Source organism: Luteolibacter flavescens (assembly GCF_025950085.1).
Lineage (GTDB): Bacteria > Verrucomicrobiota > Verrucomicrobiia > Verrucomicrobiales > Akkermansiaceae > Haloferula > Haloferula flavescens.
Genome location: NZ_JAPDDS010000001.1, coordinates 210,731 through 231,649, shown reverse-complemented (window position 1 = coordinate 231,649; position 20,919 = coordinate 210,731). Strand labels below are relative to the sequence as shown.

The following is a 20,919-nucleotide window of genomic DNA, read 5'->3' as shown; positions in this document are numbered from 1 at the left end:
CCACGACCTTGTGCGCTTCACTTCGCGAGAATCTCCCGGGCCGTGGTCTTCGCGAGCTGCTCGGCCCGGTGACGCTCTGGTAGCGCTTCCACATAAGCTGCTGCTCCGGCGGGATCCTTCGCTTTCCAAGCCGTTAACAGGAAGTGGAGTGAATTGAGGAAATTGATCGGAATGCCCTGATCGCTTGCAAGCAAAGGGTCGTGACGGGCGTTATCAAAAATGAAGTCCGCGCCAGCCTTCATGTCTCGTTTCGAGTATTCAAATCCCAGCTCGTAGGCGAGGCTGAAGCGATCCAATCCAGCCTCCGGCCCTTCACCTCTGCCGGGAAAAATCTCCAGCCACTGCTGCATCTCCAGGACGCCTTGGGAAACGACCCGCTGTTTGACCTCCGATAAATTGTTGCCAGGGGTGCGCCGTCCCAAGTCCCTCATCATCCAACCTGCCGCGGTGATATCGCGAGCCGCGGTGGCTGCCAGCATGCCCGCGGCGAGTTGATAGCCCATCGTCTGACGTGAGAGGATATCGACATTCGTCATGTCCGGCGTGAAGAAGGCATTCACGAACTTCACGGCTGCCTTCGGATCCCGCCCCGCCCAGTCGCTGCCGATCGCCCTAGCTATCGAAAGATCCCTCCGTCTTTGGTCATAAATCGACGTCTTGTCAGGAAAGTCACGGGGTTCCTCAAGCTTGTCCAAGGCGGCCCTCGGATTCTTCTTCGCCCAGGCTAGGAATACAATTCGCCGCAAGGAGTCACCCGGATCGAGGCCAGGATCCCGATGCAATTCATTGATGATGGCCTCGAGTCCGGCTTCGTCAACGGAACCAATGTAGTTTGCGAGCTTCATCACCCGGTCGGCCTCCCCGGCGGTGGACATGATGTTCGCGAGTCCTTCCAGTGGATCGCCCGACGGACGAGTGGACCTCGGGGTCAGCGAGTTCACTCCATCCTCTCGGAGCGTCCTGTCCTGAGTCGACCGGCTAACGCCGGAAGGTCGGCTGACGCTGCCAGGCTGCGGATCGCCCGTTCGGGCATTGTCATCGACCGGTCCTCTAGGCCAGATCGCGATAGCGAGGACAAGGATGCCGAGGATGCCTATGGCGAGATTTCTGCTCATGTTGCTTTGTAATGGAAGGGGTCAAAAATCGTCGTCCCGGCGGTCCGACCGTCTACTTCACGGAAGGTGACTGCATCTTCTTGGAGAACTCGATGGCCTTCATCATCTGATCCAGCGACGCTCCGGCCGGCATCTTCTCGACATAGCCGGTGGCAGCCTCAGCGTCCTTCTTATACCACATCGTCATCACCTCCCATGAGGTGTCACCGGCGGTCACGGAAGGTTCATACCGGAGAGTGAAGTCCATCGCTTTGCCTCCATCATCTTTGAGCATGTCTTGGGCGATGTGCAGGATGGCCCTGCCCCGGATCGTGTTTCCGCGAGTCTCAGGAGGAAGCGAACCAACCCATTTCTCCAGAGCGTCGTCGCCCTGCGAACGGACATGGGCAACCACGGCGGCAACGGCTTCATTGACACCGTAGTAGCCCTCGAATCGAGAGACTGAGGATGTGGCCAGCGGCAGATCCTTGGCGGCCAAGGCGTCAAAGAGAGCGGTAATCGACTTGCTCTGATAAGCCGGCCACTTCCGAGGATCTTTGGTGACGAGTTGCTCCCGCCCGAATTCCACGGCCGACTCGGGATCCTCGGCCGCATACTCACGCATGATGGCCACCGCCAAGGTGACATTGAGATCATTAACCGGATCGAACTGATCTGCGGGCAGATCCTTCTTCAGCTTCGCAAAAACGGCAGCCCGGTCGTGACGGGCCCATGCCAGATACATCATCTTCCGGATTTCGCCGTTCGCATCCGCATGAGGGAATTCCTGGGCAACGTCGATCATTTCCTCGAACTCAACCGGGGCGAGCAGCGCCAGGAAATTGGCCAAAGCTTGAACGCGCTTGGTGTCGTCTCCCAGGGAAAGGATCGACTTCAATCTGGCGATACGATCAGCCTTTGCAACCGGCAGAGTCGGCTTTGCTGGCGCCGCGGGGGCAGGAGCAGGCACAGGAAGGCTCGGCGCAGGCGGGGTGGACTTCGCGAGGGTCGGAGGGGCGGCAGGTTTGCTGTTGCCTGCGAGATAGGCTCCAGCGCCTGCACAGAGAAGTGCCGCAATGACGATTGCTCGTGTCTTGTTCATGATAAGTGTGGTGATGAGTGTGCCGAAAAGGCTCTTTGAAACCGGGATCGCCATGCAGCGGGCACAGATCGTCGCGGCGAGATGGGTAGTGCCCGCGCTTGAGGAAGTGATCCCGAGGCAGGTGCCCAGTGCGGCGCTGGTGAAGCCCGCAGGCTGCGACGTGAGGCGAAGACGCTCTCTCAGCTTGGCCGTGCTGCGCTCGATCTTCTTGCGGACCCCCGCCGCGCTCATTCCGAGCCGACGCCCGATCTCCTCCGAGCTGAAATTATCCATGAAGCGCAGGATCAGGATCTCGCGATCACGCTCCGGCAACCGTAGTAACTCTCGGTCTAGGTCCCGGATCATCTGCTCCCCGGTCAGGCATCCAGGCTCGGGGCGGAGATCGGTGGTGAGTTCGCGTCGGTGACGGGCTGCTTCCGAACGCTGGACATCGGTCGCCCGGCGTACGGTTTGACGGTGGAGCCATGCGGAGAGGATCAGATTTCCGGGAAGCACGCCTGCCTTCCGGGCAAGCGAGAGGAAGACTTCTTGGGCAACGTCATCGATCCATGGGGAACCCGTCCCTAGGACCCGCGACGCCGTACCGCGAACGGCAGGCAGATGACGGTCGACAAGCCCGCGGAAAGCTTCGCCGTCTCCCGCCTGCACGTATCGGATGAAAACCGGATCGTGAGCGATGGATGACGGATTTCGAATCATGGAAATGAAGGCTGATGATGGTTGGTGACTGGCTGCAGCACCCGGTTTCACCGTGACAGTCCGCGTGGTCATTCACGCTAGAGGCGGAATCGTCGGTCGGATTGTGACAAATTTTTTCGTCCTTTCGCGGCTTCTCTGGAGAGACCCGGTCGTGGGCCCCCGTGGCAAGCGCCCCCAACTATCCATCAACGCATCCTGATACGACGATTTGACTCTTGCGAAAGCGCCGGGCGGTCATACCCTCGCGGGCATGGCTCGCCCCGATCCGACCGCCGAACTCCAGAAGGCTCTCCGCCAGCGCATCCTCGTCCTCGACGGGGCGATGGGCACCACCATCCGTTCGTATGGGCTGGTGGAAAAAGAGGCTCGGGGCAGCCGGTTTGCGGACTCGCAGAAGGACCTGCTGAACAACGGTGACATCCTATCGATCACGCGTCCGGACGTGATCGGTGATATCCACAAGCGCTTCTACGAGGCCGGCTCGGACATCTGCGAAACGAACACCTTCTCGGCGACCTCGATCGCGCAGAGCGAATTCTTCGTGGACGACCCGCGCGAGCACGGCGGCATCAAGGACCCGGAGTTCTTCCAGAAGATCATCGACGATCCGATGCTCCGCGATCTCGCGTGGGAGCTGAATGTGGAGTCCTCACGACTGTGCCGGAAGTGGGCTGACAATGTCGGCAGCGACACTGGCATCAAACGCTACGTGGCCGGGGCCATCGGGCCGCTCACCGTCTCGCTGAGCACCTCGCCGGATGCGAATGACGCGGGCTTCCGCACGGTGACCTTTGACCAGGTGAAGGAGGACTACATCCGCCAGGTGCGCGCCTTGATCGCAGGCGGCTGCGACATCCTAATGGTGGAGACGATCTTCGACGCGCTAAACGCGAAGGCTGCGCTGGTCGCGATTCAGGAAGTCTTCGAAGCAGACGCCCTAAAACTGCCGATCATCGTGAGCGCAGCGGTTGGTCGCGGAGGTGAAACGATGATCTCCGCGCAGAAGGTGGAGGCCATGTGGAATGCCGTCGCGCACGTCAATCCGCTGGCAGTGGGCCTTAATTGCTCGCTTGGCCCGGACCTGATGAAGCCACACCTCGAGGAACTGGCGAAGGTTTCCGCCACGCACATCTCCTGCTACCCGAATGCTGGCCTGCCGAACCCCCTCGCGCCCACCGGCTTCGACCTCGAGCCCCCGCACATGAATGCCTACATGAAGGAGTTCGCCCTCGACGGCCTGCTCAATCTCGCCGGCGGATGCTGCGGAAACACACCGGAACACGTCGCCGCAATCGCCGAAGGAGTGAAGGGCATCGCACCCCGCGAGGTGCCGCTTCTTGAAGATTGAATCCATTCAATCCCGACCTTTTCAATCAGTCTCTCAGCACCCCGGCGGTTCCATTTCTTCACTTTCCCATGCCCTCCATTCCACGAGTCCTCCGCCTGTCAGGCTCCGAAGCCTACAATCACACGCCGGACAAGAATTTCCTCATGATCGGCGAGCGCACGAATGTCGCCGGGTCGCCGAAGTTCGCGAAGCTGGTGCGTGAGGGAAAGCTCGATGACGCGCTTGAGATCGCCCGCCAGCAGGTGGAGAGCGGTGCCAACGTCATCGACATCTGCTTCGACGACGGACTGATCGACGGCAAGGCGATGATGGCGCGCTTCCTCCAGCTCGTACAGAGCGAGCCCGCGATCTCGAAGGTGCCGCTGATGGTGGACTCCTCGAAGTGGGAGATCATCGAGGAAGGCCTGAAATACCTCCAGGGCAAGGGCATCGTGAATTCCATCTCGCTGAAGGAAGGCGAGGAGAAGTTCATCCAACAGGCCAAGTACATCCGCCGCTTCGGCGCTGCGACCGTGGTCATGGCATTCGACGAGAACGGCCAGGCTGCCACCTACGACGAGAAGATCCGCATCTGCGAACGCGCCTATCGCGTGCTGGTGGACAAGGTCGGCTTCCCGCCGGAGGACATCATTTTCGACCCGAACATCCTGACCGTCGCGACCGGCATCGATGAGCACAACAACTACGCTCTCGATTTCATCAACGCGACACGCTGGATCAAGACCAACCTCCCTCACGCAAAGGTCTCGGGCGGGGTCTCGAATATCTCGTTCTCCTTCCGCGGCAATAACGTGGTGCGCGAGGCCATGCACTCGGCCTTCCTCTATCACGCGACCAAGGCGGGCATGGACATGGGCATCGTCAATGCCGGCATGCTCGAGGTCTATGACGAGATCCCGAAGGAAATGCTCGAGCACGTGGAAGACGTGCTGCTCAACCGCCGGCCCGACGCAACCGAGCGCATGCTTGAATTCGCCGAGCGCTTCAAGGGACAGGGCGGCAAGAAGATCGAGGAAGATCTCTCGTGGCGCGAAGCCACCGTCGAGAAGCGCCTCGAATACGCGCTGCTCAAGGGCATCGACAAATTCATCGACGAGGACACCGAGGAAGCCCGCCTCAAATACGGCCGTCCCCTGAAGGTAATCGAAGGCCCTCTCATGGACGGCATGGGCGTGGTTGGCGACCTCTTCGGCGCGGGCAAGATGTTCCTGCCGCAGGTCGTGAAGAGCGCCCGCGTGATGAAGAAGTCCGTCGCATGGCTGACTCCCTTCATGGAGACCGAGAAAGCCGAGTTCCTCGCAGGCGACATCGCCGAGATCATGGCCGGAGATCCATCGATCAGCCGTGATGAGGCAATCGCCCTCGCGGGCCGCCGCCGCTCGGCGGGACGTTTCCTCATCGCCACCGTGAAAGGCGACGTGCATGACATCGGCAAGAACATCGTCGGCGTCGTGCTCGCTTGCAATGGCTTCGAAGTGACCGACATGGGCGTAATGGTCCCGTGCGACAAGATCCTCGCAAAGGCGAAGGAGATTGGCGCGGACGTCATCGGACTTTCCGGACTCATCACCCCGTCTCTCGACGAGATGATCCACGTGGCGAAGGAAATGGAGAAAGGCGGCTTCAAGGTTCCCCTGCTCATCGGCGGAGCGACGACCTCCTCGACCCACACCGCGGTGAAGATCGCGCAGCATTATTCAGGACCAGTGGTCCACGTGCTCGATGCCTCGCGCTCGGTTCCGGTGACCACCTCGCTGCTTTCCCCAGATCAGAAAGAGTCCTTCATCGCCGATAACAACGAGCGTCACCGCAAGGCACGCGAGGCATTCACCGGCGGACTGAAGAAGGAGACCGTGGGCATCGTCGAGGCTCGCGCTCTCGCGCGTCACACCGATTGGTCGGGCTACACCCCACCGGTGCCGGAATTCACCGGCACACGCGCGATCCCGAATCAATCGCTGCGCGAGCTGGTGGACTACATCGACTGGACGCCGTTCTTCCATGCCTGGGAACTCCGCGGTGTGTGGGACCGCGAAGCTGGAGTCCTGAAGACCAGAAACGAGGAAGGAGCGAAGGAGGCAGCCAAGCTTCACGTGGAGGCACTTGAATTGCTCGAGCGGGTCATCGCCGAGAAGCGCTTCACCGCTCGCGGCATCTATGGATTTTTCCCCGCGAACTCCGATGGCGATGACGTCATCGTCTGGAGCGACGACTCCCGGATCTCCGAGCGCACCCGCTTCCACACCCTGCGCCAGCAGATCAAGAAGGACTCGGGCAAGCCGAATGAAGCGCTCTCCGACTACGTCGCGCCGCAAGGAGCTGGGAAGGACTTCATCGGCGGCTTCGTCGTCGGCATTCACGGCGCGGACGAATGGGCCGCGGAACTGGAAGCCGCCCACGATCCCTACAATGCGATCATGGCCAAGGCACTGGCCGACCGTCTCGCGGAGGCTTTCGCGGAACTGCTCCACCACCGCGCCCGTGTATCATGGGGCTACGAGCGTCCGAATGAATTCGGCCACAACGAACTCATCAAGGAACTCTACCGCGGCATCCGCCCGGCACCGGGTTATCCAGCCCAGCCGGACCACACCGAGAAGCCCATCCTCTTCGATCTACTACAAGCATCGGAGCCGACCGGGGTCATGCTCACGGAGAGCTGCGCGATGCATCCCGGCGCGGCGGTCTGCGGACTCTACTTCAGCCATCCGGAGAGCCACTACTTTGCCATCTCGGAGATCCAGAAGGATCAGGTAGAAGACTACGCGCACCGCAAAGGCATGAAGGTCGAGGAAGCCGAGAAGTGGCTCGGCCCCTGGCTGGGCTACGCTTGATCAGCGGAGGGGGCGACATCTGCCGGATTGATAGGACCGGGGCCTTTTGGTAAAGGGCTGCCGGTTTCCTGACTTCTGACGCCGCCCCTCCCTTCGAATGAAAGCATATCTCCCACTCCTCCCCTTCGTTCTCTTTTCATCGGCCTGGGCCATCGAGTCGCCACCGGGTTACTACATTGATGGATCAAGCGTGCTTCCCGCCCCGGCGGGCAGCTATGTGCCGACCGCCAATGCGACCGCCGCCACGCCATGTAGTCCCGGCTATTACACTCCTGCGGCAGGCATGAGCGCCCCCATCGCAGCCAGCCCCGGCTACTTCGTCTCCGTCACGGGCTCGCCTTCGCAGACACCAGCCCCTGCCGGGAGCTATGCCAGTGGTACGGCCTCCACCACTGCCACGCCATGCAATCCCGGCTATTACACTCCGGTCGCGGGCATGAGCGCCCCCATCGCCGCGAGTCCCGGTTACTTCGTATCATCGGCAGGAGCTTCATCGCAGACCCCGGCCCCGGCAGGCCGGTTCGTGAGCACAGCCGGAGCGAGCACTTCCACCGCCTGCAGTCCCGGCAGCTACACGCCTTCAGTCGGCATGCAGGCATCCATCCTCGCCAGTCCCGGATACTGCGTCCCTGAGCCCAGTGCCTCATCGCAGTATGCCGTCCTGCCCGGGAGGATTTCCTCTTCACCGGGCTTGGCCAATGGCACCGCCGCCCCGGCCGGCAGCTATGCCCCGGTCGGCGGCATGCAGGCCGCGATCCCCGCCTCTCCGGGTTACTACGTCCCCGCTTCTGGCTCATCCTCACAAATACCAGCCCCTGCGGGCAGCTTCGTGGCCAGCACCGGCGCAGCGACCCACACACCCGCTGCGATAGGCCACTACGTGCCGATCACCGGGATGAATTCACAGCTCCCCGCCCCCTTGGGCCACTACGTGGACAAAACGCAAGCCAGCTCCTTCAAGCGGGCGGATCCGGGCTACTACGTGCCCGCCACCGGTTCAGCCTCCGCATCGGCCGCAGCACCGGGTTCCTACGTGCCTCTGTCCGGTGCATCAGAAACGATCCCCGCACCCATCGGGACCTACGTGCCGCAGCAGGCTTCCTCCGCTGTCACTCCTGCCCCTGCAGGCTACACGACCTATGTCGCCGGCTCGGTCACCTTCCAAGCGATTCCCGATATCCAGCTCACCGCCTACACGCTCAATCCCGGTGGCAGCAGCAGCTTCTCCTTCACCACCACCAGCGGCCAAACCTACGGCATCTTCATGAGCGACGATCTCAGCACCTGGATCGAGATCGAGAGCGTGCCTGGCACCGGAGAAATCGTGACGAAGAGCCTCGCAGCGCCCGGCCCCGGATCGGCGAAGCGCTTCTTCCGCATCGTGGCGACCCCGACTCCCTGAGCGAAAGGTATGCGCCATCGCTCAAGGTAGCTGCCGAGCGAGCCCGATGGGATGGGCCCGCCCGACAGGAATCCTGAGACCTGTTAGTTTTCCTCCACCCGGAAGAAGTTCTTCGCTCCCGCGGGAATGTCCACGGTGACGCTCGTGCTGGCTCCGGTGGCCGGGATGGTCTCGGCTCCCACAACCGGCACCCACGTCTGGAGGTTGTCGGAAGTTGTGACCCGGTAGGTCTTCCCGGCCACCGATGTCCAATCAAGGGTCACCTTCGATTCAGCGAGATTGAAGGCATGGGAGACCAGCGTCAGCGGGGTCTCTACCTGTGGCGCGCCGCTGGTGAATGACCAGCGCGAGATGTCCGTGAATTGGGTCAGGTCCGTGAAAACCCGCGACGGATCGATCTCACCCACGGCGTTTTGAAAGGCCGCGGTGGTGGCGCTGAATCCAATGTACGATTTCCCCTCTTCATCGGCGGCTCCGATCGCGCCCAGATCCACCGCGAGTTCGTTGATCACCTTGATGCCCTGGAAATAGACATCCAGCGCTCCCGGCCGATAGACAACCCGGACATCGTAGGGAGCCTTTGAACTCCGCACGGTGATCGTGGCAGACGGGAAGCCGCCCGCCGGACCGCCGCCCGGAGGACCTTCCGGCGGAGGCGTGTCCAGCGTCACGCCCGGCACCGTGGACAGATTGACGGTGGCCAGTATCGTGGTTCCATTGCGGACCTGCACGGAGGACGCGCTGCCATCCGAAGGCGCGGTCACCCATGAGTCGAACTTGATGTTGAGGGCATTCTGCGTGATGCCGTTCGATGCCGATGTCGGGCTGGCCCCCAGCCCGTATTGGTGATTGTGGACGACGAATACCACCCCGTCCGTGCCGTAGTAATAGTTGTCGTCGGGACGGTGGAGTTTGAAGGAGAACGAGGTGTCGAATCCTCCCGCCGTCGTCTGCTTCTCCACATGCCAGGCATCGCCCGAGACGAGTCGCTCCATGGGGGTCAGACGCAGGATGCCATTCACAGCCTCCGCCCAGCCGCCATAGGTAAGCTCCGGCTCACTCTCCGCGAACGATTCAAACGAGAAGTCGGCGTTCGCCACCATCGGAAGGAAGCAGCCGAATCCGATGAGAGCCCTGGTCCGCGGGCCAAGCCCTCCCAAAAAATTCCGCCGTGAAGTCATAAAGTGTCCGTTTCGGTTCATAGGTTGCTTGCGATGCATTCGATGAGGCAGGTCCGGAGGCCGCGGCCACGGACAATGCATCCGCTTTGGTAGGAGAATTGAAAGCGATGACGAGCAAACGAAAGTTAGCAATCGAGCCACCAGCATCATCGGACGAACGGAGGGACTTGATTCTCCTTCTTTTTGGTAGAGAATCGAGCGCATGTCCGAGGCCGTCATGAGCCAGATCCGCCACGATTCACCCACGGCTCTGGATGGAGGTGCCGGGCAGGCTGCGTTGCTGGATCTCCACCGCACGCTCCGGTTCCGTGACCTGTGGACCTCGCTCCAGCGTCTGTGCGAGATCGTGGTCCCGCACGACAACCTCACCATGTCGGTGAACTACCTGGACTGGCGGAACGAGTCGTCGAAGTGCCGGCTCTCCTCGGAGAAGTCCCCCCTACCCCACGACGAGGATCGCAATCGCGCGCTCATCGAAGGCGGCCGCTCCTTCTTCCAGCCCTACCTCGATGCCCGTCCGGGTCTCAAGGCCTACCGCCACAGCGAGATCATCTCCGACTCTCTGCGCAGGCAGGAGACCGAGCTCTACCGTCGCTACATGCGGCCTAACAACTGGGCCCACTCCGCCCACCTCCTCTACTGGCAGGATGGCATGGTGGACACCTCGCTGGCCCTGCGCAGGCGCCCGGACCAGGGCGACTTCAGCAACCGTGAAATGGAGATCCTTCACACGCTGCACGCCCATCTGGAAGTGTCGCTCGACAGGATCCGCCGCTTCGAGGAGGAGCGACAGAAGCGGCGACTGCTGGAGAGCTATTATTCCCGCCGGCCCGGTGCGGTTCTCTACCTCAATTGGAAGATGGAGCCGGTCTATTCCAGCCATGATGCGCTCGGCCTGTGCTCCGAGTTGAACTTCGGCACCGAGGTCTCACGCGGGCTGAATCCCCATTCGAATTTCAAGATGCCGCCCAGCCTCGCCGATGCTTGTGAGACTCTGCGCGGCGAGTGGCATGACCACGTGATCCAGTCCCACGATGCCGGGAAGCATCCGAGATTGGCGAAGCAGCTATCCTTCCCTGTAGCCGGGATCGATGCCGAGGTGATCATCCGTCCCGAGCGTCATGGCACGCTGACCAAGCCAGCACTGGAAGTGAGGATGAGGAAGATGGAAGCGGAAACCATCGCCGCAGCACCTCGCATCGCTTTGCCCGCCGGAGGCACTTACGACGCGCTCACCCCGGCTGAGCGCACGCTCGTCGAATTGGTGTGCGAAGGCTTCTCGAACAAGGAGATCGCCGGGCAGCTCCACAAGACCGAAGGCACCATCAAGGTGCAGCTCAGCGGCGTCTTCAGGAAGTTCCGCGTGCAGAGCCGCACCCAGCTCATGGCAGCGCTGAGGTAGTGGTTCCGAAGCTCACTTCCAAACTGCCACACAAACGGCGACAGCGAGGAAGATCAGGGACACACGCCCGAGCAACTCCGCTCCACCTATCCGCATGCTGGCCGACAGGAATGCCGCCTTGTAGGCATCCAACGCCTTCATGTGCTGGGTTCCCATGACAGCTCTTTCCCGCTCCGGGGCGTTCTCCGGCAATTGATCGAGCGCGTGCTCCGCTCGACCTAATGATATACCCGCATCTCCCAGCGAATGAAGCCGGGCGTTCGAATCGCTGGAATTGACGTTCGACGCCACCATGCAGCCGATGGCGATGACTCCGGCGACGATCGCTACAATCCTTCTCATCCTGACAACCTCACCGGATGGTTTTCATCCGGCAAGGAGGAAGGCCCGAGGTCACGCTACCGCCACCTGGCGATCCACGTCCACGCGGAGGCGGTCGATGATGTATTCCTGACGGTCGGGAGTGTTCTTGCCCATGTAGAAGGTGAGCAGTTCCTTCGTCCCCTTCCCTTCCTCGAACTCGACGTGATCGAGGCGCATGTCGTCACCGATCATGAACTTGAACTCGTCCGGCGAGATTTCACCGAGGCCCTTGAAGCGGGTGATCTCGGCGTTCTTGCCCAGCTTCGCGAGAGCCTTCACGCGGGCTTCCTCATCGTAGCAGTAGATCGTCTCCTTCTTGTTCCGCACGCGGAAGAGCGGCGTTTGGAGGATGTAGAGGTGACCCTCGCGGATGACCTCGGGGAAGAATTGCAGGAAGAAGGTCAGCAGCAGCAAGCGGATGTGCATGCCGTCCACGTCGGCATCGGTTGCGATGACCACCTTGTTGTAGCGCAACTCCTCGATGCCGTCCTCGATGCCGAGTGCCGCCTGGAGCAGGGCGAATTCCTCGTTCTCATAGACGATCTTCTTGGCGAGGCCGAAGGTATTGAGCGGCTTGCCGCGCAGCGAGAAGACAGCCTGCGTTTCCACATCGCGGCTCTTCGTGATGGAGCCGGAAGCGGAGTCACCCTCGGTAATGAAGAGCGTGCTCTCCAGGCGCTGCTTGTGCTTCGAGGCGAGGTGCGCGCGGCAATCGCGGAGTTTCTTGTTGTGGACCTTCGCCTGCTTGGCTCGCTCGCGGGCGATCTTCTGGATGCCCTTCAGATCCTTGCGCTCGCGCTCTGCGGCCACGATGCGCTTCTGGATCGCCTCGGCCACCTTCGGGTTCTTGTGCAGGTAGTTGTCGAGGTGCTGTTTGAGGAAGTTGCCGACGAAGGTCCGGATCGATTCGCCATTCGGAGTCATCGAGGTCGAGCCCAGCTTCGTCTTCGTCTGCGATTCGAAGACCGGCTCCTCCACGCGCACGACGATGGCCGCCTCGATGCCCGCGCGGATGTCTGCGGGGTCATACTGCTTTTTGTAAAAGCCGCGGACCGCATTCACGAGACCCTCGCGGAAGGCCTGCAGGTGCGTGCCGCCCTGCGTGGTATTCTGGCCGTTGACGAAGGTATAGTATTCCTCCCCGCTCTCGGCGGTGTGGGTGAAGGCGATCTCGATGTCCTTGCCGGAAAGATGGATCGGCGGGTAGAGCGCCTCGTTCTCCATCTCCTCGCGCAGCAGGTCGAGCAGGCCGTCCTTCGATTTGAATTTCTTGCCGTTGAAAACGATCGTCAGCCCCGGATTCAGGTAGCTGTAGTAGCGGCACATCTTCTCGACGTACGCGTCCTTGAACTTCGTCTTGGCCGGGAAGATCGTGCGGTCGATGTCGAAGGCAAGCCGCGTGCCGGACTGGGCTTCCTCCCGGCGCGGCGTCTTCATGTCCTGGGTCACCTGGCCCTTGGAGAACTCGATCACCTTCGTCTGCCCCTCGCGCCACGCCTGGATCTCGAAGAAGCCGGAGAGCGCGTTGACCGCCTTGATGCCGACACCATTCAGACCGACGGACTTCTTGAAAGCCTCGCTGTCGTACTTGGCGCCCGTGTTGATCTGGGCGGCACAATCGTAGAGCTTGCCGAGCGGGATGCCGCGGCCGAAGTCGCGGACCTCGACACGGCCTTCCTCGCCGATCTCGACGCGGATCTCCTTGCCGTGACCCATGATGTGCTCGTCGATCGAGTTGTCGATGACCTCCTTGAGCAGGATGTAGATGCCGTCGTCCGCCGAAGATCCGTCGCCCAGCTTGCCGATGTACATGCCGGGGCGGAGCCGGATGTGTTCGCGCCAATCGAGGGATTTGATGTCAGCTTCGGTGTATTCGGCCATGGCGATCTTTCGGGAATCCTGAGGACACGCCGCCCCGCTGGCAAGTGCCGGGTCGGCCTGCGGAAATCATTGGCTCCGAGTGCCCGGATCTCCTTTTCTCACTCCAGTGCCGCCTGCACGAGGTCCCAGCGACGCTTGAAGGCCGGGGAACTCAAGGCGAGGCTCTCTCCCGCTTTTTTACCGCGCGCGGGATCGCCGGCGAGCAGATCGAAGGCAATGGCCTGCTCGTGGCGGCGCAGCCGCTCGATCTCGCTGGTCTCCGCCTTCACCAGATGACGGTGCAGCTCGATCACGCTGTCCGGAGACACCTCCGACCACTCGACATCGCGCGTCGAGCCAGTGGCGTCGAGGATCTTGATGCCACCGCTGCGGGTGCCGGTGATCTGGTCCAGCTTCGTACTGTCCTTCAGCTCGAGGGTCACATCCTCCGGCGGCGTGGACAGCTTGTCCTCCAGATCCGCCAGGAATGACGCCGCCGCCTCCGCGAGGAGAAGCAGCGCCGAGACCCGGGGCTCGGTGTCCTTCAAGGGGAAGCCGGGCGATTTGATCGCGGCAGCAGCTTCCGTGAACCGGCAGGCGGCAGCGGTCTTGCGAACGTCCGCCAGCGGATCGGCTGAAACCGGCACGGGATCGGAGGGCGCGACCTCATCTTCCCCGAGCGAACGCGCATGCTTCTCCAGATCGAGCTGTAAGGCCCGCAGGTTGAATTTCGCGCGGCCCTTCGTCTTCAGCGAGGCATGCACTGCATGGAGTTCATCGGCGAGGGCACGGCAGGCGGTCGCGGTGCCGGGGAGCGTTCCGGGAATCGCTGAGCCGAGTGCCTTGGCGTCGCTCGAGTAGCCTCTGAGGATTTCCTGATAGGGCGCGACCCAGGCGTCCGAACCCTTTGCCTCCGCGGCGAGGACCGCATCGAAGTGCGGCATGGCGAGATCAATCATGCCATGTTCCCAATTCTTAAGACCCGCGATGAGCGAGACGAGCAAGGCTGCACCGTTGGGCGCGGGATCCTCCGAACTCCACACGATCGGCCGGAAGCCCTCGATTCCCTCCAGTCCATCCATCAGCAGGCTCCGCGTGACCTCCGGGAGACCGGCAGCCCCCCGGATGTGATCCGCCGCGGTCTCTGCTTCCTGACGGGCCTCGTCGCTCTTGCCATCCAGATAGGCAGCGATGACGACTTCACAGGCGGCCCATGAGCCGGTGGGCTGGAGCACACCCGGCAGATCGCGGACTTCGGAGAAAAGATTGCGCGCCTTCGCGTAGTCGCCCGCCCTCAATGCCTCTCCGGCCGAGCGATAGACCGAGCCAACTTGGGCGCTGCTTTCGCCTCCAGACGGATCGACTGCGACGGGTATCGGGCTTGTATTTCCCTGCGAGATCACCGGCTTCGGCTCTTCCCGCATGATCCACCAACCGGCGAAGCCCACGGCTCCGAAGATCAGGACAGCCGCCGCCGCGAGGGCGAGTTTCTCACTGCCGTGTCCTCCGCGCTTGGAGCCGTTGCCCGCCTTCGCCGGGGACATGGCAGCACCCGCGGCGAGTCTCTGCCGCGCCGCTTCCAAGGCACCCAGCAGGTCATCGTAGGAGCGGAATCGCAGCGCGGGATCGTGCGCCATGGCACGATCCACCGCGGCGCAGGTCTCAGGACTCACCGACGCTGCGCATTTCGCCAGCGGCAGGATCTTCCGCTTCACCTCGCGCAGCTTGTTGGTGTCCATCGACTCCTCGTCGCACGGCGGCTTGCCCGCCAGCGCGTGGTAGAGGGTAGCCCCGAAGGCATACATGTCGGAGCGGAAGTCCTCCGGCAGTCCTTCAATGGTCTCCGGCGGGACGTAGTAGGGAGTGGCCCAGATTTCCGTGGCCTGCGCCTTGCCGCCCTTCGTCACGAGGGCGAGGCCGAAGTCCACGATCTTCGCATTGCCCGTTGCATCCAGGAGGATATTGCCTGGCTTCATGTCGCGGTGGATCAGGCCGGCTGCCTGTGCGGCCTTCAGCCCCGCAGCAACCTGGATCGCGAGCGGAAGCAACTCCGCTTCCGGGATCGACCCGCGCTCGCGAATGTGGTGCTCGAAGTGCCCTCCAGGCACCAATTCCATCGCGATGTAAAAGTGACCGAATGCCCGGCCCGTCGTGAAGACGCGCACCACGTGCGGATGGCTGAAGGAGGCGGTGATCCGCGCCTCTTCCTCGAAGGCCGCGATCCGCTTCTCGTCGTTGCCATATTCCTCATTGAGGATCTTCACGATCACCTCGCGGTCGAGCGTATTGTCCTGTGCGACGAAGACGACACTCATGCCGCCGATGGCGTGACGGCGGAGCAAGGTGTAGGGGCCGAACTCCCGCTTCACCCGCGTGTGCTTCCCGCAGGAAGGGCATTCCACATTCGAGAAAGGGGCCACCTGCCCCACGTCCATCGAGGTCCCGCAAGCGTGGCAGTATGCGATTTCGATTTCCCCCTCCGGCATGGCTGAGGGTATCCTACGTGATCAGGTAATGAAAACTTCAATTTCTTGAAGCATCGACCGAGATTGACAGCCCCGGCCACCCGCCATGACGCTGCGCGCCCATGGAAATCCGGGTGGAAAGCGATGCCGGGACACGCCTCGATGCCTTCTTGGCGGCGCGGGTGCCGGAGCTGTCGCGCTCACGCATCCAGGAGCTGATTCGCGAGCACTTCATCCTGCGGAATGGCCAGCCTGCAAAGCCGCGCGACTCGGTGGCCATCGGCGATCACCTCAGCATCGCCATCCCGGAGGCCGTGCCCGCCGAGGCCCTGCCGCAGGACATTCCGCTGAGCATCCTCTTTGAGGACGAGCACCTAGTGGTCCTCGACAAGGAAAGCGGCATCGTGGTCCACCCGGCGGCGGGCAATCCCGACGGCACGCTGGTCAATGCCCTGCTCCACCACTGCCGCGGCCAACTCTCCGGCATCGGCGGCGTCGAGCGGCCCGGCATCGTCCATCGCCTCGACAAGGACACCTCGGGTTGCCTGGTGGTGGCGAAGACCGACCAAGCCCACCATTCCCTTACCGAGCAATTCTCCGGCCGGACGATGGAGAAGCTCTACCTCGCCGTGGCACAGGGAATTCCGAATCCGCCGCAGGGCACCGTCTTCACCCACATCGGTCGCCATCCGGTGAACCGCCAGAAGATGGCCGTGGTGAATCCCCCCGGCGGTAAGGCCTCGATCACGGACTACGAAGTCCTTTCCATCGACCGCTCCACCGATTCCTCGCTTGTGCTCTGCCACCTGCACACGGGGCGCACCCATCAGATCCGCGTGCATCTGCTTCACCTCGGCTGCCCGCTGGTCGGCGATCCGATCTACGCAAAGCCCGAGCGCCAAAGGGCAAAGCCGGGCCGGCTGATGCTGCACGCATGGCGCTTGGAATTTGATCATCCGGTGACCAAGGAGCGGATGAAATTCAAGGCCCCCATCCCCCCGGAATACACGCCGTGGCTGCAGATGCTGGAGAGCCCGCTCTCGGGAGATAGGTAGCGGGAGCTCGGTCCAAGGTGGCAAAAGGTTAGATTTTTGCATCTGAGGCTTCACATTGGCGTCTCAACTGCTTTTTTCGGGGCACCCCCAAACCGTAGGATAACCTCCTGCTAGCCAGAGGCCGGATCCACCCCCACCTGCCCCCTCCCCCTTGGTTCCCCCATTCCAAGCTCCGTACCCGCGTGTCTGTCTGCTGGCAGCGGTCTTCTTATCTGCGGCGATTCCGGCAACCGGAGACACGATCATCTCCGGCCCATCCGGCAGCGGCCAATTCGGCATGGCGATCACACGACTGCCGAACGGACATCACGTGGTGATCGACCCGCTCTACGATGCCCCCGGTGCGATCACTGACGCCGGAGCGGTGCATCATTACGATGCCTCGTGGACGCGACTGGCCACGCTGCGAGGCTCGCGGCCCTACGATCATGTCGGCTCCGGCGGCGTCACGATCCTCGCGGATGGAAGCTACGCCGTTCACAGCCCGAATTGGGACCGGGACGCCATCGCCGATGCCGGAGCGATCACCTGGTGCCCGGCTTCGACCGGCGTCAACGGCGTCGTTTCCGCCACCAATTCCCTGACCGGCCGCGCCGCTGGAGACCTGCTCGGCGAAAGTCGCCTCACTTTCCTCAGCGACGGCTCGATGATCGTCCGGTGCAGCGGATGGGACAGCCCGCCGCTGGTGGACGTCGGTGCCGTCGCGTGGTTCACCGCGTCCTCCCGCCCCATCGGCATCCTGCAGGAAACGTCCAGCATCATCGGCTCCAGCGACAATGACCGTATCGGCAGCGACGATGTCCTCCCACTGTCTGGAGGACGCTTCCTGATCCGCAGCTCGACCTGGAACAACGGCCCGATCTCCGACGCGGGATCGATCACGTGGTGCCCGGGCGGGACGCCGCTCTCCGGCGTGGTGTCGGCCACCAACTCGATGGTTGGCTCCTACGCGAACGAAGCGCTCGGATCGTCTTCGATCACGGTGCTGGCGAATGGCAACCTCGTCATCGCCAATCCAAGCTGGACGAATGGCAGCGTGGCGAATGCCGGAGCCGTCCGCTGGTGCGAGGGCAGCACCGCGTCGACGGGGCCGATCACCGCGGCCAACTCCCTGGTCGGCACCACGAGCGGCGATCGCATCGGCTCCGCGGGCATCATCGCGATCCCCAACGGGCACTTCATCGTAGCGAGCCCGGAGTGGAACCTCTCCTCCAGTGTCTCGGACGTGGGTGCGGTGACTTGGGTAAATGGCACCAGCGGCATCGCCGGGGCGGTGAGTGCCGCAAATTCGCTGGTCGGCAGCCGCGCGCTGGATCAGGTGGGATCGACCGGGGTCAAGCTCCTGCCCTGCCCCGGGAATGTCTGGAACTACGTGGTCACCAGTCCCTACTGGGGACCCAGCAGCTCTCTGCCAAATCCCGGCGCTGCCACGTGGTGTTCCGGTAGCACCGGGCTCACCGGTCCTGTGTCCGCGGCCAATTCGCTGACCGGAGCCACCGCCCAATGCCGCGTCGGAAACGAAGGCATCGTCGTCTTGCCGCAGGGAAACTTCTTCGTGGTCAGCTCGACATGGGACTCGGCCACGCAGACAGATATCGGTGCCGTCACATGGGTGAACGGGACCACGGGCATGACCGGCAATGTCACCGCGCAGAATTCCCTCACCGGATCAACTGCTGGGGACGCCATCGGGGCCGGCGGCATCACCGTGCTCGCCAATGGCAATGCCGTGCTATCCAGCCCGGGGTGGAGCGCGGGTACCGGAGCCGTGACTTGGCTCCCTTCCACAGGAGCAACGGGAGCGATCAGCAGCATGAACTCCCTCATCGGGAGCGCTACCGGCGACCGTGCGGGCTCGGCAGGTATCACTCCATTGCCAAGCGGGCACTATCTGGTGCGCAGCCCGGACTGGCAGGGCGGAGCAGGAGCCCTCACCTGGGCCGATGGCGGCGCTGGCATCGTCGGAAGCCTTTCCGCGGGAAATTCCTTGGTCGGTTCATCCGCCAATGACCGGGTGGGAGACGTGGCGGTCCGAATCCTCGCCGATGGCAACTACGTGGTGAGCGCGCCATATTGGGATCGGGGCTCCATCGCCGATGCGGGAGCCGTAATGCTCTGCCCCGGCGGTACCGCCACCACCGGCACGATGGATGAGTCGAATGCACTCGTAGGCTCCGCGGAAAACGACTTGGCAGGCATTTCCGGTATCACCGCCCTGACCAACGGGGCCTATGTGGTGAATAGCGGACGGTGGGGCTCCGACGACCGAGGAGCCGTGACCTGGGGAAAGGCGGGCACCGGGGTCAGGGGCACCATCTCGCCCGGCAATTCGTTGGTCGGAGCCTCGGCCAATGATGGGGTCGGGTCCTCCGGCACCTCCGCCTTGCCTGGCGGGCGCTATCTCGTCAGGAGCGGAAGCTTCGACCGTGGCGCGATCCCGGACACCGGAGCCGTCACCATCGGCAATGCCCAAGGCAGCGCGGGCGTCATCGGACCTGCGAACAGCCTGGTGGGCCCGCTGGTCAGCGGGCATCTGCGGCCATTCCAACTGAGTGCAGGACGGCTGGTCACCGGCATGCCGAGCAGCAACCGCATCATCTTGATGGACCCCATCGAGCAGATGGTAACGGATGGAGACGTCCGAGCACTCGGCACCGTGGCATCCGGGTCGAGCACCACACTGGTGCTGAAGTATCAGGCAGCTACCGGACCGAACTTCGCTGCACCTGCCGTGACCATTGACGGGTCTGATGCGGGGCTGTTCACCATCATCGGGGCCACCGCACCGGACAGCGATGGAGTCGGCACCGTGACCGTCGCCTTCGCCCCCACGGGCAGCGGAGCGAAAAACGCCACGCTGCACATCGGAGACATCGACGTCGCCCTCACCGGTTCCGGCAATACGCCGCCGGTATTCGCAGGCGCATCGGCGAGCACCTTCAATGAGACGCCGCTGGTTCTCTACCACGCGAAGCTCTTCCGTAGCACCACCGATCCCGAGGGAGACAGCTTCACCGTGACCATGGCCACGCCGTCGCAACACGGTGGCACGGTCCAGGTCCGCGGGGACTCGGTGGTGTATTACCCGCCCGCCGGATTCACCGGCACGGATCAATTTGTCATCACGCTCACCGACGCGCGCGGCGCGGACTCCCAGTCCACCATCCAGGTCGAGGTCGGCGGGCCGCTTGGCACGGGGCAGAATCAACCCTCGATTTCCACGGACACGAGTGGCGGCCAGATCACGCAGATCACCCTCACCTGGCAGGTCATCCCCCTGCGTAGCTATGAAATCGAGCGATCCTCGAATCTCACCGACTGGACGCCGGTGACCGTTGCCGCTGCCAACGAAGTCGGGCGGCTCCGCTGGAACGACAACAGCCCGCTCCAAGGCTCATCCTACTATAGACTCCGTACTCCATGAAAGTCCTCGCCATGGCCATGGCTTTGCCTTGCCTGACCGTCACCTCCCGGGCGGCGACGGTTACGACTTCCCTGCAATGGGACGTCGTGAGCGGCTACGTCCCGGACAATGATCCCGCGGGATGGAAGGACCTGCGCAACGTCAATCTGGACATCACCCGGATAGACTCCCTGCAGGTCCACCTCGAAATCGAAGGCGGCTGGAACGGCGACCTCTTCGCCTACATCCGACACGGTGACGGCTTCTCCGTGCTGCTGAACCGGGTGGGAACCACCGACGAAAACGGTGCGGGATCGAACCAATCCGGATTCGATGTGACCTTTTCAGACTCCGCGAGCCGCGACATCCACACCTACAGCGGTGGCATTTTCTCCGGGAACTTCATGCCGGATGCCCGGATCTCGAACCCGGAGACGGTGACCAACCTGAGTCCCCGGACCGAGTTCCTCTCCAGCTTCAACGGCCTCGATCCGAACGGCCAATGGACGCTCTTCGTGGCCGACATGGCAGCCATGGATCAGGCCAGAGTCGTGAGTTGGGGTATCACCGTGACCCAGGGCATGGCCGTGCCGGAGCCGACCAGTGCTGCGGCAGTGGGACTGCCCCTGCTGTTGCTCGGTGGAGTCGTCTTCCGACGAAACCGGAAAACACGCTGACAAGCGCCGGGACCCCGTGACAGGATCGGGCCTG

13 protein-coding genes are annotated in these 20,919 nt (G+C 62.7%); 7 read left to right on the top strand and 6 right to left on the bottom strand.

What is annotated here, in order from left to right:
* Positions 1-17: 17 nt before the first annotated feature.
* Together OKA04_RS00960 and OKA04_RS00955 are read right to left on the bottom strand one after the other, a co-directional pair.
* Complete coding sequence (locus tag OKA04_RS00960) at positions 18-875, bottom strand: hypothetical protein (RefSeq protein WP_264499240.1); 858 nt, start codon at positions 873-875, stop codon at positions 18-20.
* 292 nt (positions 876-1,167) lie between these two features.
* The gene (locus OKA04_RS00955; RefSeq protein WP_264499239.1) at positions 1,168-2,895 is read right to left on the bottom strand and encodes an RNA polymerase sigma factor; all 1,728 of its coding nucleotides are present in this window, start codon (positions 2,893-2,895) and stop codon (positions 1,168-1,170) included.
* A 250-nt stretch (positions 2,896-3,145) separates the two neighbouring features.
* Between OKA04_RS00955 and OKA04_RS00950 the strand changes: the two genes are divergently transcribed.
* The 3 genes from OKA04_RS00950 (at position 3,146) to OKA04_RS00940 (ending at position 8,479) form a co-directional block, all read left to right on the top strand.
* Entirely contained in the window at positions 3,146-4,243 is a 1,098-nt protein-coding gene (locus tag OKA04_RS00950; protein WP_264499238.1) for a homocysteine S-methyltransferase family protein, read from the top strand.
* Between the two features lie 68 nt (positions 4,244-4,311).
* Entirely contained in the window at positions 4,312-7,077 is a 2,766-nt protein-coding gene (gene metH, locus OKA04_RS00945; RefSeq protein ID WP_264499237.1) for a methionine synthase, read from the top strand.
* 97 nt (positions 7,078-7,174) lie between these two features.
* Positions 7,175-8,479 carry a hypothetical protein gene (locus OKA04_RS00940; RefSeq protein ID WP_264499236.1) on the top strand — a complete coding sequence of 435 codons (1,305 nt, stop codon included), beginning with the start codon at positions 7,175-7,177 and terminating at the stop codon, positions 8,477-8,479.
* A gap of 83 nt (positions 8,480-8,562) precedes the next feature.
* On the opposite strand, the gene OKA04_RS00935 is transcribed toward OKA04_RS00940, so the two are convergent.
* Positions 8,563-9,582, bottom strand: coding sequence for an L-type lectin family protein (locus OKA04_RS00935; protein WP_264499235.1), 1,020 nt, complete (start codon positions 9,580-9,582; stop codon positions 8,563-8,565).
* A 280-nt stretch (positions 9,583-9,862) separates the two neighbouring features.
* Between OKA04_RS00935 and OKA04_RS00930 the strand changes: the two genes are divergently transcribed.
* The gene (locus OKA04_RS00930; protein WP_264499234.1) at positions 9,863-11,062 is read left to right on the top strand and encodes a helix-turn-helix transcriptional regulator; all 1,200 of its coding nucleotides are present in this window, start codon (positions 9,863-9,865) and stop codon (positions 11,060-11,062) included.
* A gap of 12 nt (positions 11,063-11,074) precedes the next feature.
* Here the strand turns inward: OKA04_RS00930 and OKA04_RS00925 are convergent, their stop codons facing one another.
* From OKA04_RS00925 to OKA04_RS00915, 3 genes are all read right to left on the bottom strand, one after another.
* On the bottom strand, positions 11,075-11,404 hold the full coding sequence (locus tag OKA04_RS00925; RefSeq protein WP_264499233.1) for a hypothetical protein: 330 nt from the start codon (positions 11,402-11,404) through the stop codon (positions 11,075-11,077).
* 51 nt (positions 11,405-11,455) lie between these two features.
* Entirely contained in the window at positions 11,456-13,306 is a 1,851-nt protein-coding gene (locus OKA04_RS00920; RefSeq protein WP_264499232.1) for a DNA topoisomerase IV subunit B, read from the bottom strand.
* A 98-nt stretch (positions 13,307-13,404) separates the two neighbouring features.
* On the bottom strand, positions 13,405-15,771 hold the full coding sequence (locus OKA04_RS00915; protein WP_264499231.1) for a serine/threonine-protein kinase: 2,367 nt from the start codon (positions 15,769-15,771) through the stop codon (positions 13,405-13,407).
* A 101-nt stretch (positions 15,772-15,872) separates the two neighbouring features.
* Between OKA04_RS00915 and OKA04_RS00910 the strand changes: the two genes are divergently transcribed.
* The 3 genes from OKA04_RS00910 (at position 15,873) to OKA04_RS00900 (ending at position 20,885) form a co-directional block, all read left to right on the top strand.
* Entirely contained in the window at positions 15,873-16,805 is a 933-nt protein-coding gene (locus tag OKA04_RS00910) for an RluA family pseudouridine synthase (RefSeq protein ID WP_264499230.1), read from the top strand.
* 277 nt (positions 16,806-17,082) lie between these two features.
* A complete protein-coding gene (locus OKA04_RS00905) occupies positions 17,083-20,229 on the top strand; it encodes an Ig-like domain-containing protein (protein ID WP_264499229.1) in 3,147 nt (1,048 codons plus the stop codon).
* Complete coding sequence (locus OKA04_RS00900) at positions 20,226-20,885, top strand: PEP-CTERM sorting domain-containing protein (RefSeq protein ID WP_264499228.1); 660 nt, start codon at positions 20,226-20,228, stop codon at positions 20,883-20,885. Before OKA04_RS00905 ends, OKA04_RS00900 begins: the two co-directional genes overlap by 4 nt.
* Positions 20,886-20,919 lie beyond the last annotated feature (34 nt).

Excerpts from the sequence above, each read along its gene's own strand:
- OKA04_RS00960 (WP_264499240.1), bottom strand. The coding sequence starts at position 875 with ATGTCCACCGCCGGGGAGGCCGACCGGGTGATGAAGCTCGCAAACTAC.
- OKA04_RS00955 (WP_264499239.1), bottom strand. The coding sequence starts at position 2,895 with ATGATTCGAAATCCGTCATCCATCGCTCACGATCCGGTTTTCATCCGA.
- OKA04_RS00950 (WP_264499238.1), top strand. The coding sequence starts at position 3,146 with ATGGCTCGCCCCGATCCGACCGCCGAACTCCAGAAGGCTCTCCGCCAG.
- metH (WP_264499237.1), top strand. The coding sequence starts at position 4,312 with ATGCCCTCCATTCCACGAGTCCTCCGCCTGTCAGGCTCCGAAGCCTAC.
- OKA04_RS00940 (WP_264499236.1), top strand. The coding sequence starts at position 7,175 with ATGAAAGCATATCTCCCACTCCTCCCCTTCGTTCTCTTTTCATCGGCC.
- OKA04_RS00935 (WP_264499235.1), bottom strand. The coding sequence starts at position 9,582 with ATGGTGGCGAACGCCGACTTCTCGTTTGAATCGTTCGCGGAGAGTGAG.
- OKA04_RS00930 (WP_264499234.1), top strand. The coding sequence starts at position 9,863 with ATGTCCGAGGCCGTCATGAGCCAGATCCGCCACGATTCACCCACGGCT.
- OKA04_RS00925 (WP_264499233.1), bottom strand. The coding sequence starts at position 11,404 with ATGAGAAGGATTGTAGCGATCGTCGCCGGAGTCATCGCCATCGGCTGC.
- OKA04_RS00920 (WP_264499232.1), bottom strand. The coding sequence starts at position 13,306 with ATGGCCGAATACACCGAAGCTGACATCAAATCCCTCGATTGGCGCGAA.
- OKA04_RS00915 (WP_264499231.1), bottom strand. The coding sequence starts at position 15,771 with ATGCCGGAGGGGGAAATCGAAATCGCATACTGCCACGCTTGCGGGACC.
- OKA04_RS00910 (WP_264499230.1), top strand. The coding sequence starts at position 15,873 with ATGGAAATCCGGGTGGAAAGCGATGCCGGGACACGCCTCGATGCCTTC.
- OKA04_RS00905 (WP_264499229.1), top strand. The coding sequence starts at position 17,083 with ATGGCGATCACACGACTGCCGAACGGACATCACGTGGTGATCGACCCG.
- OKA04_RS00900 (WP_264499228.1), top strand. The coding sequence starts at position 20,226 with ATGAAAGTCCTCGCCATGGCCATGGCTTTGCCTTGCCTGACCGTCACC.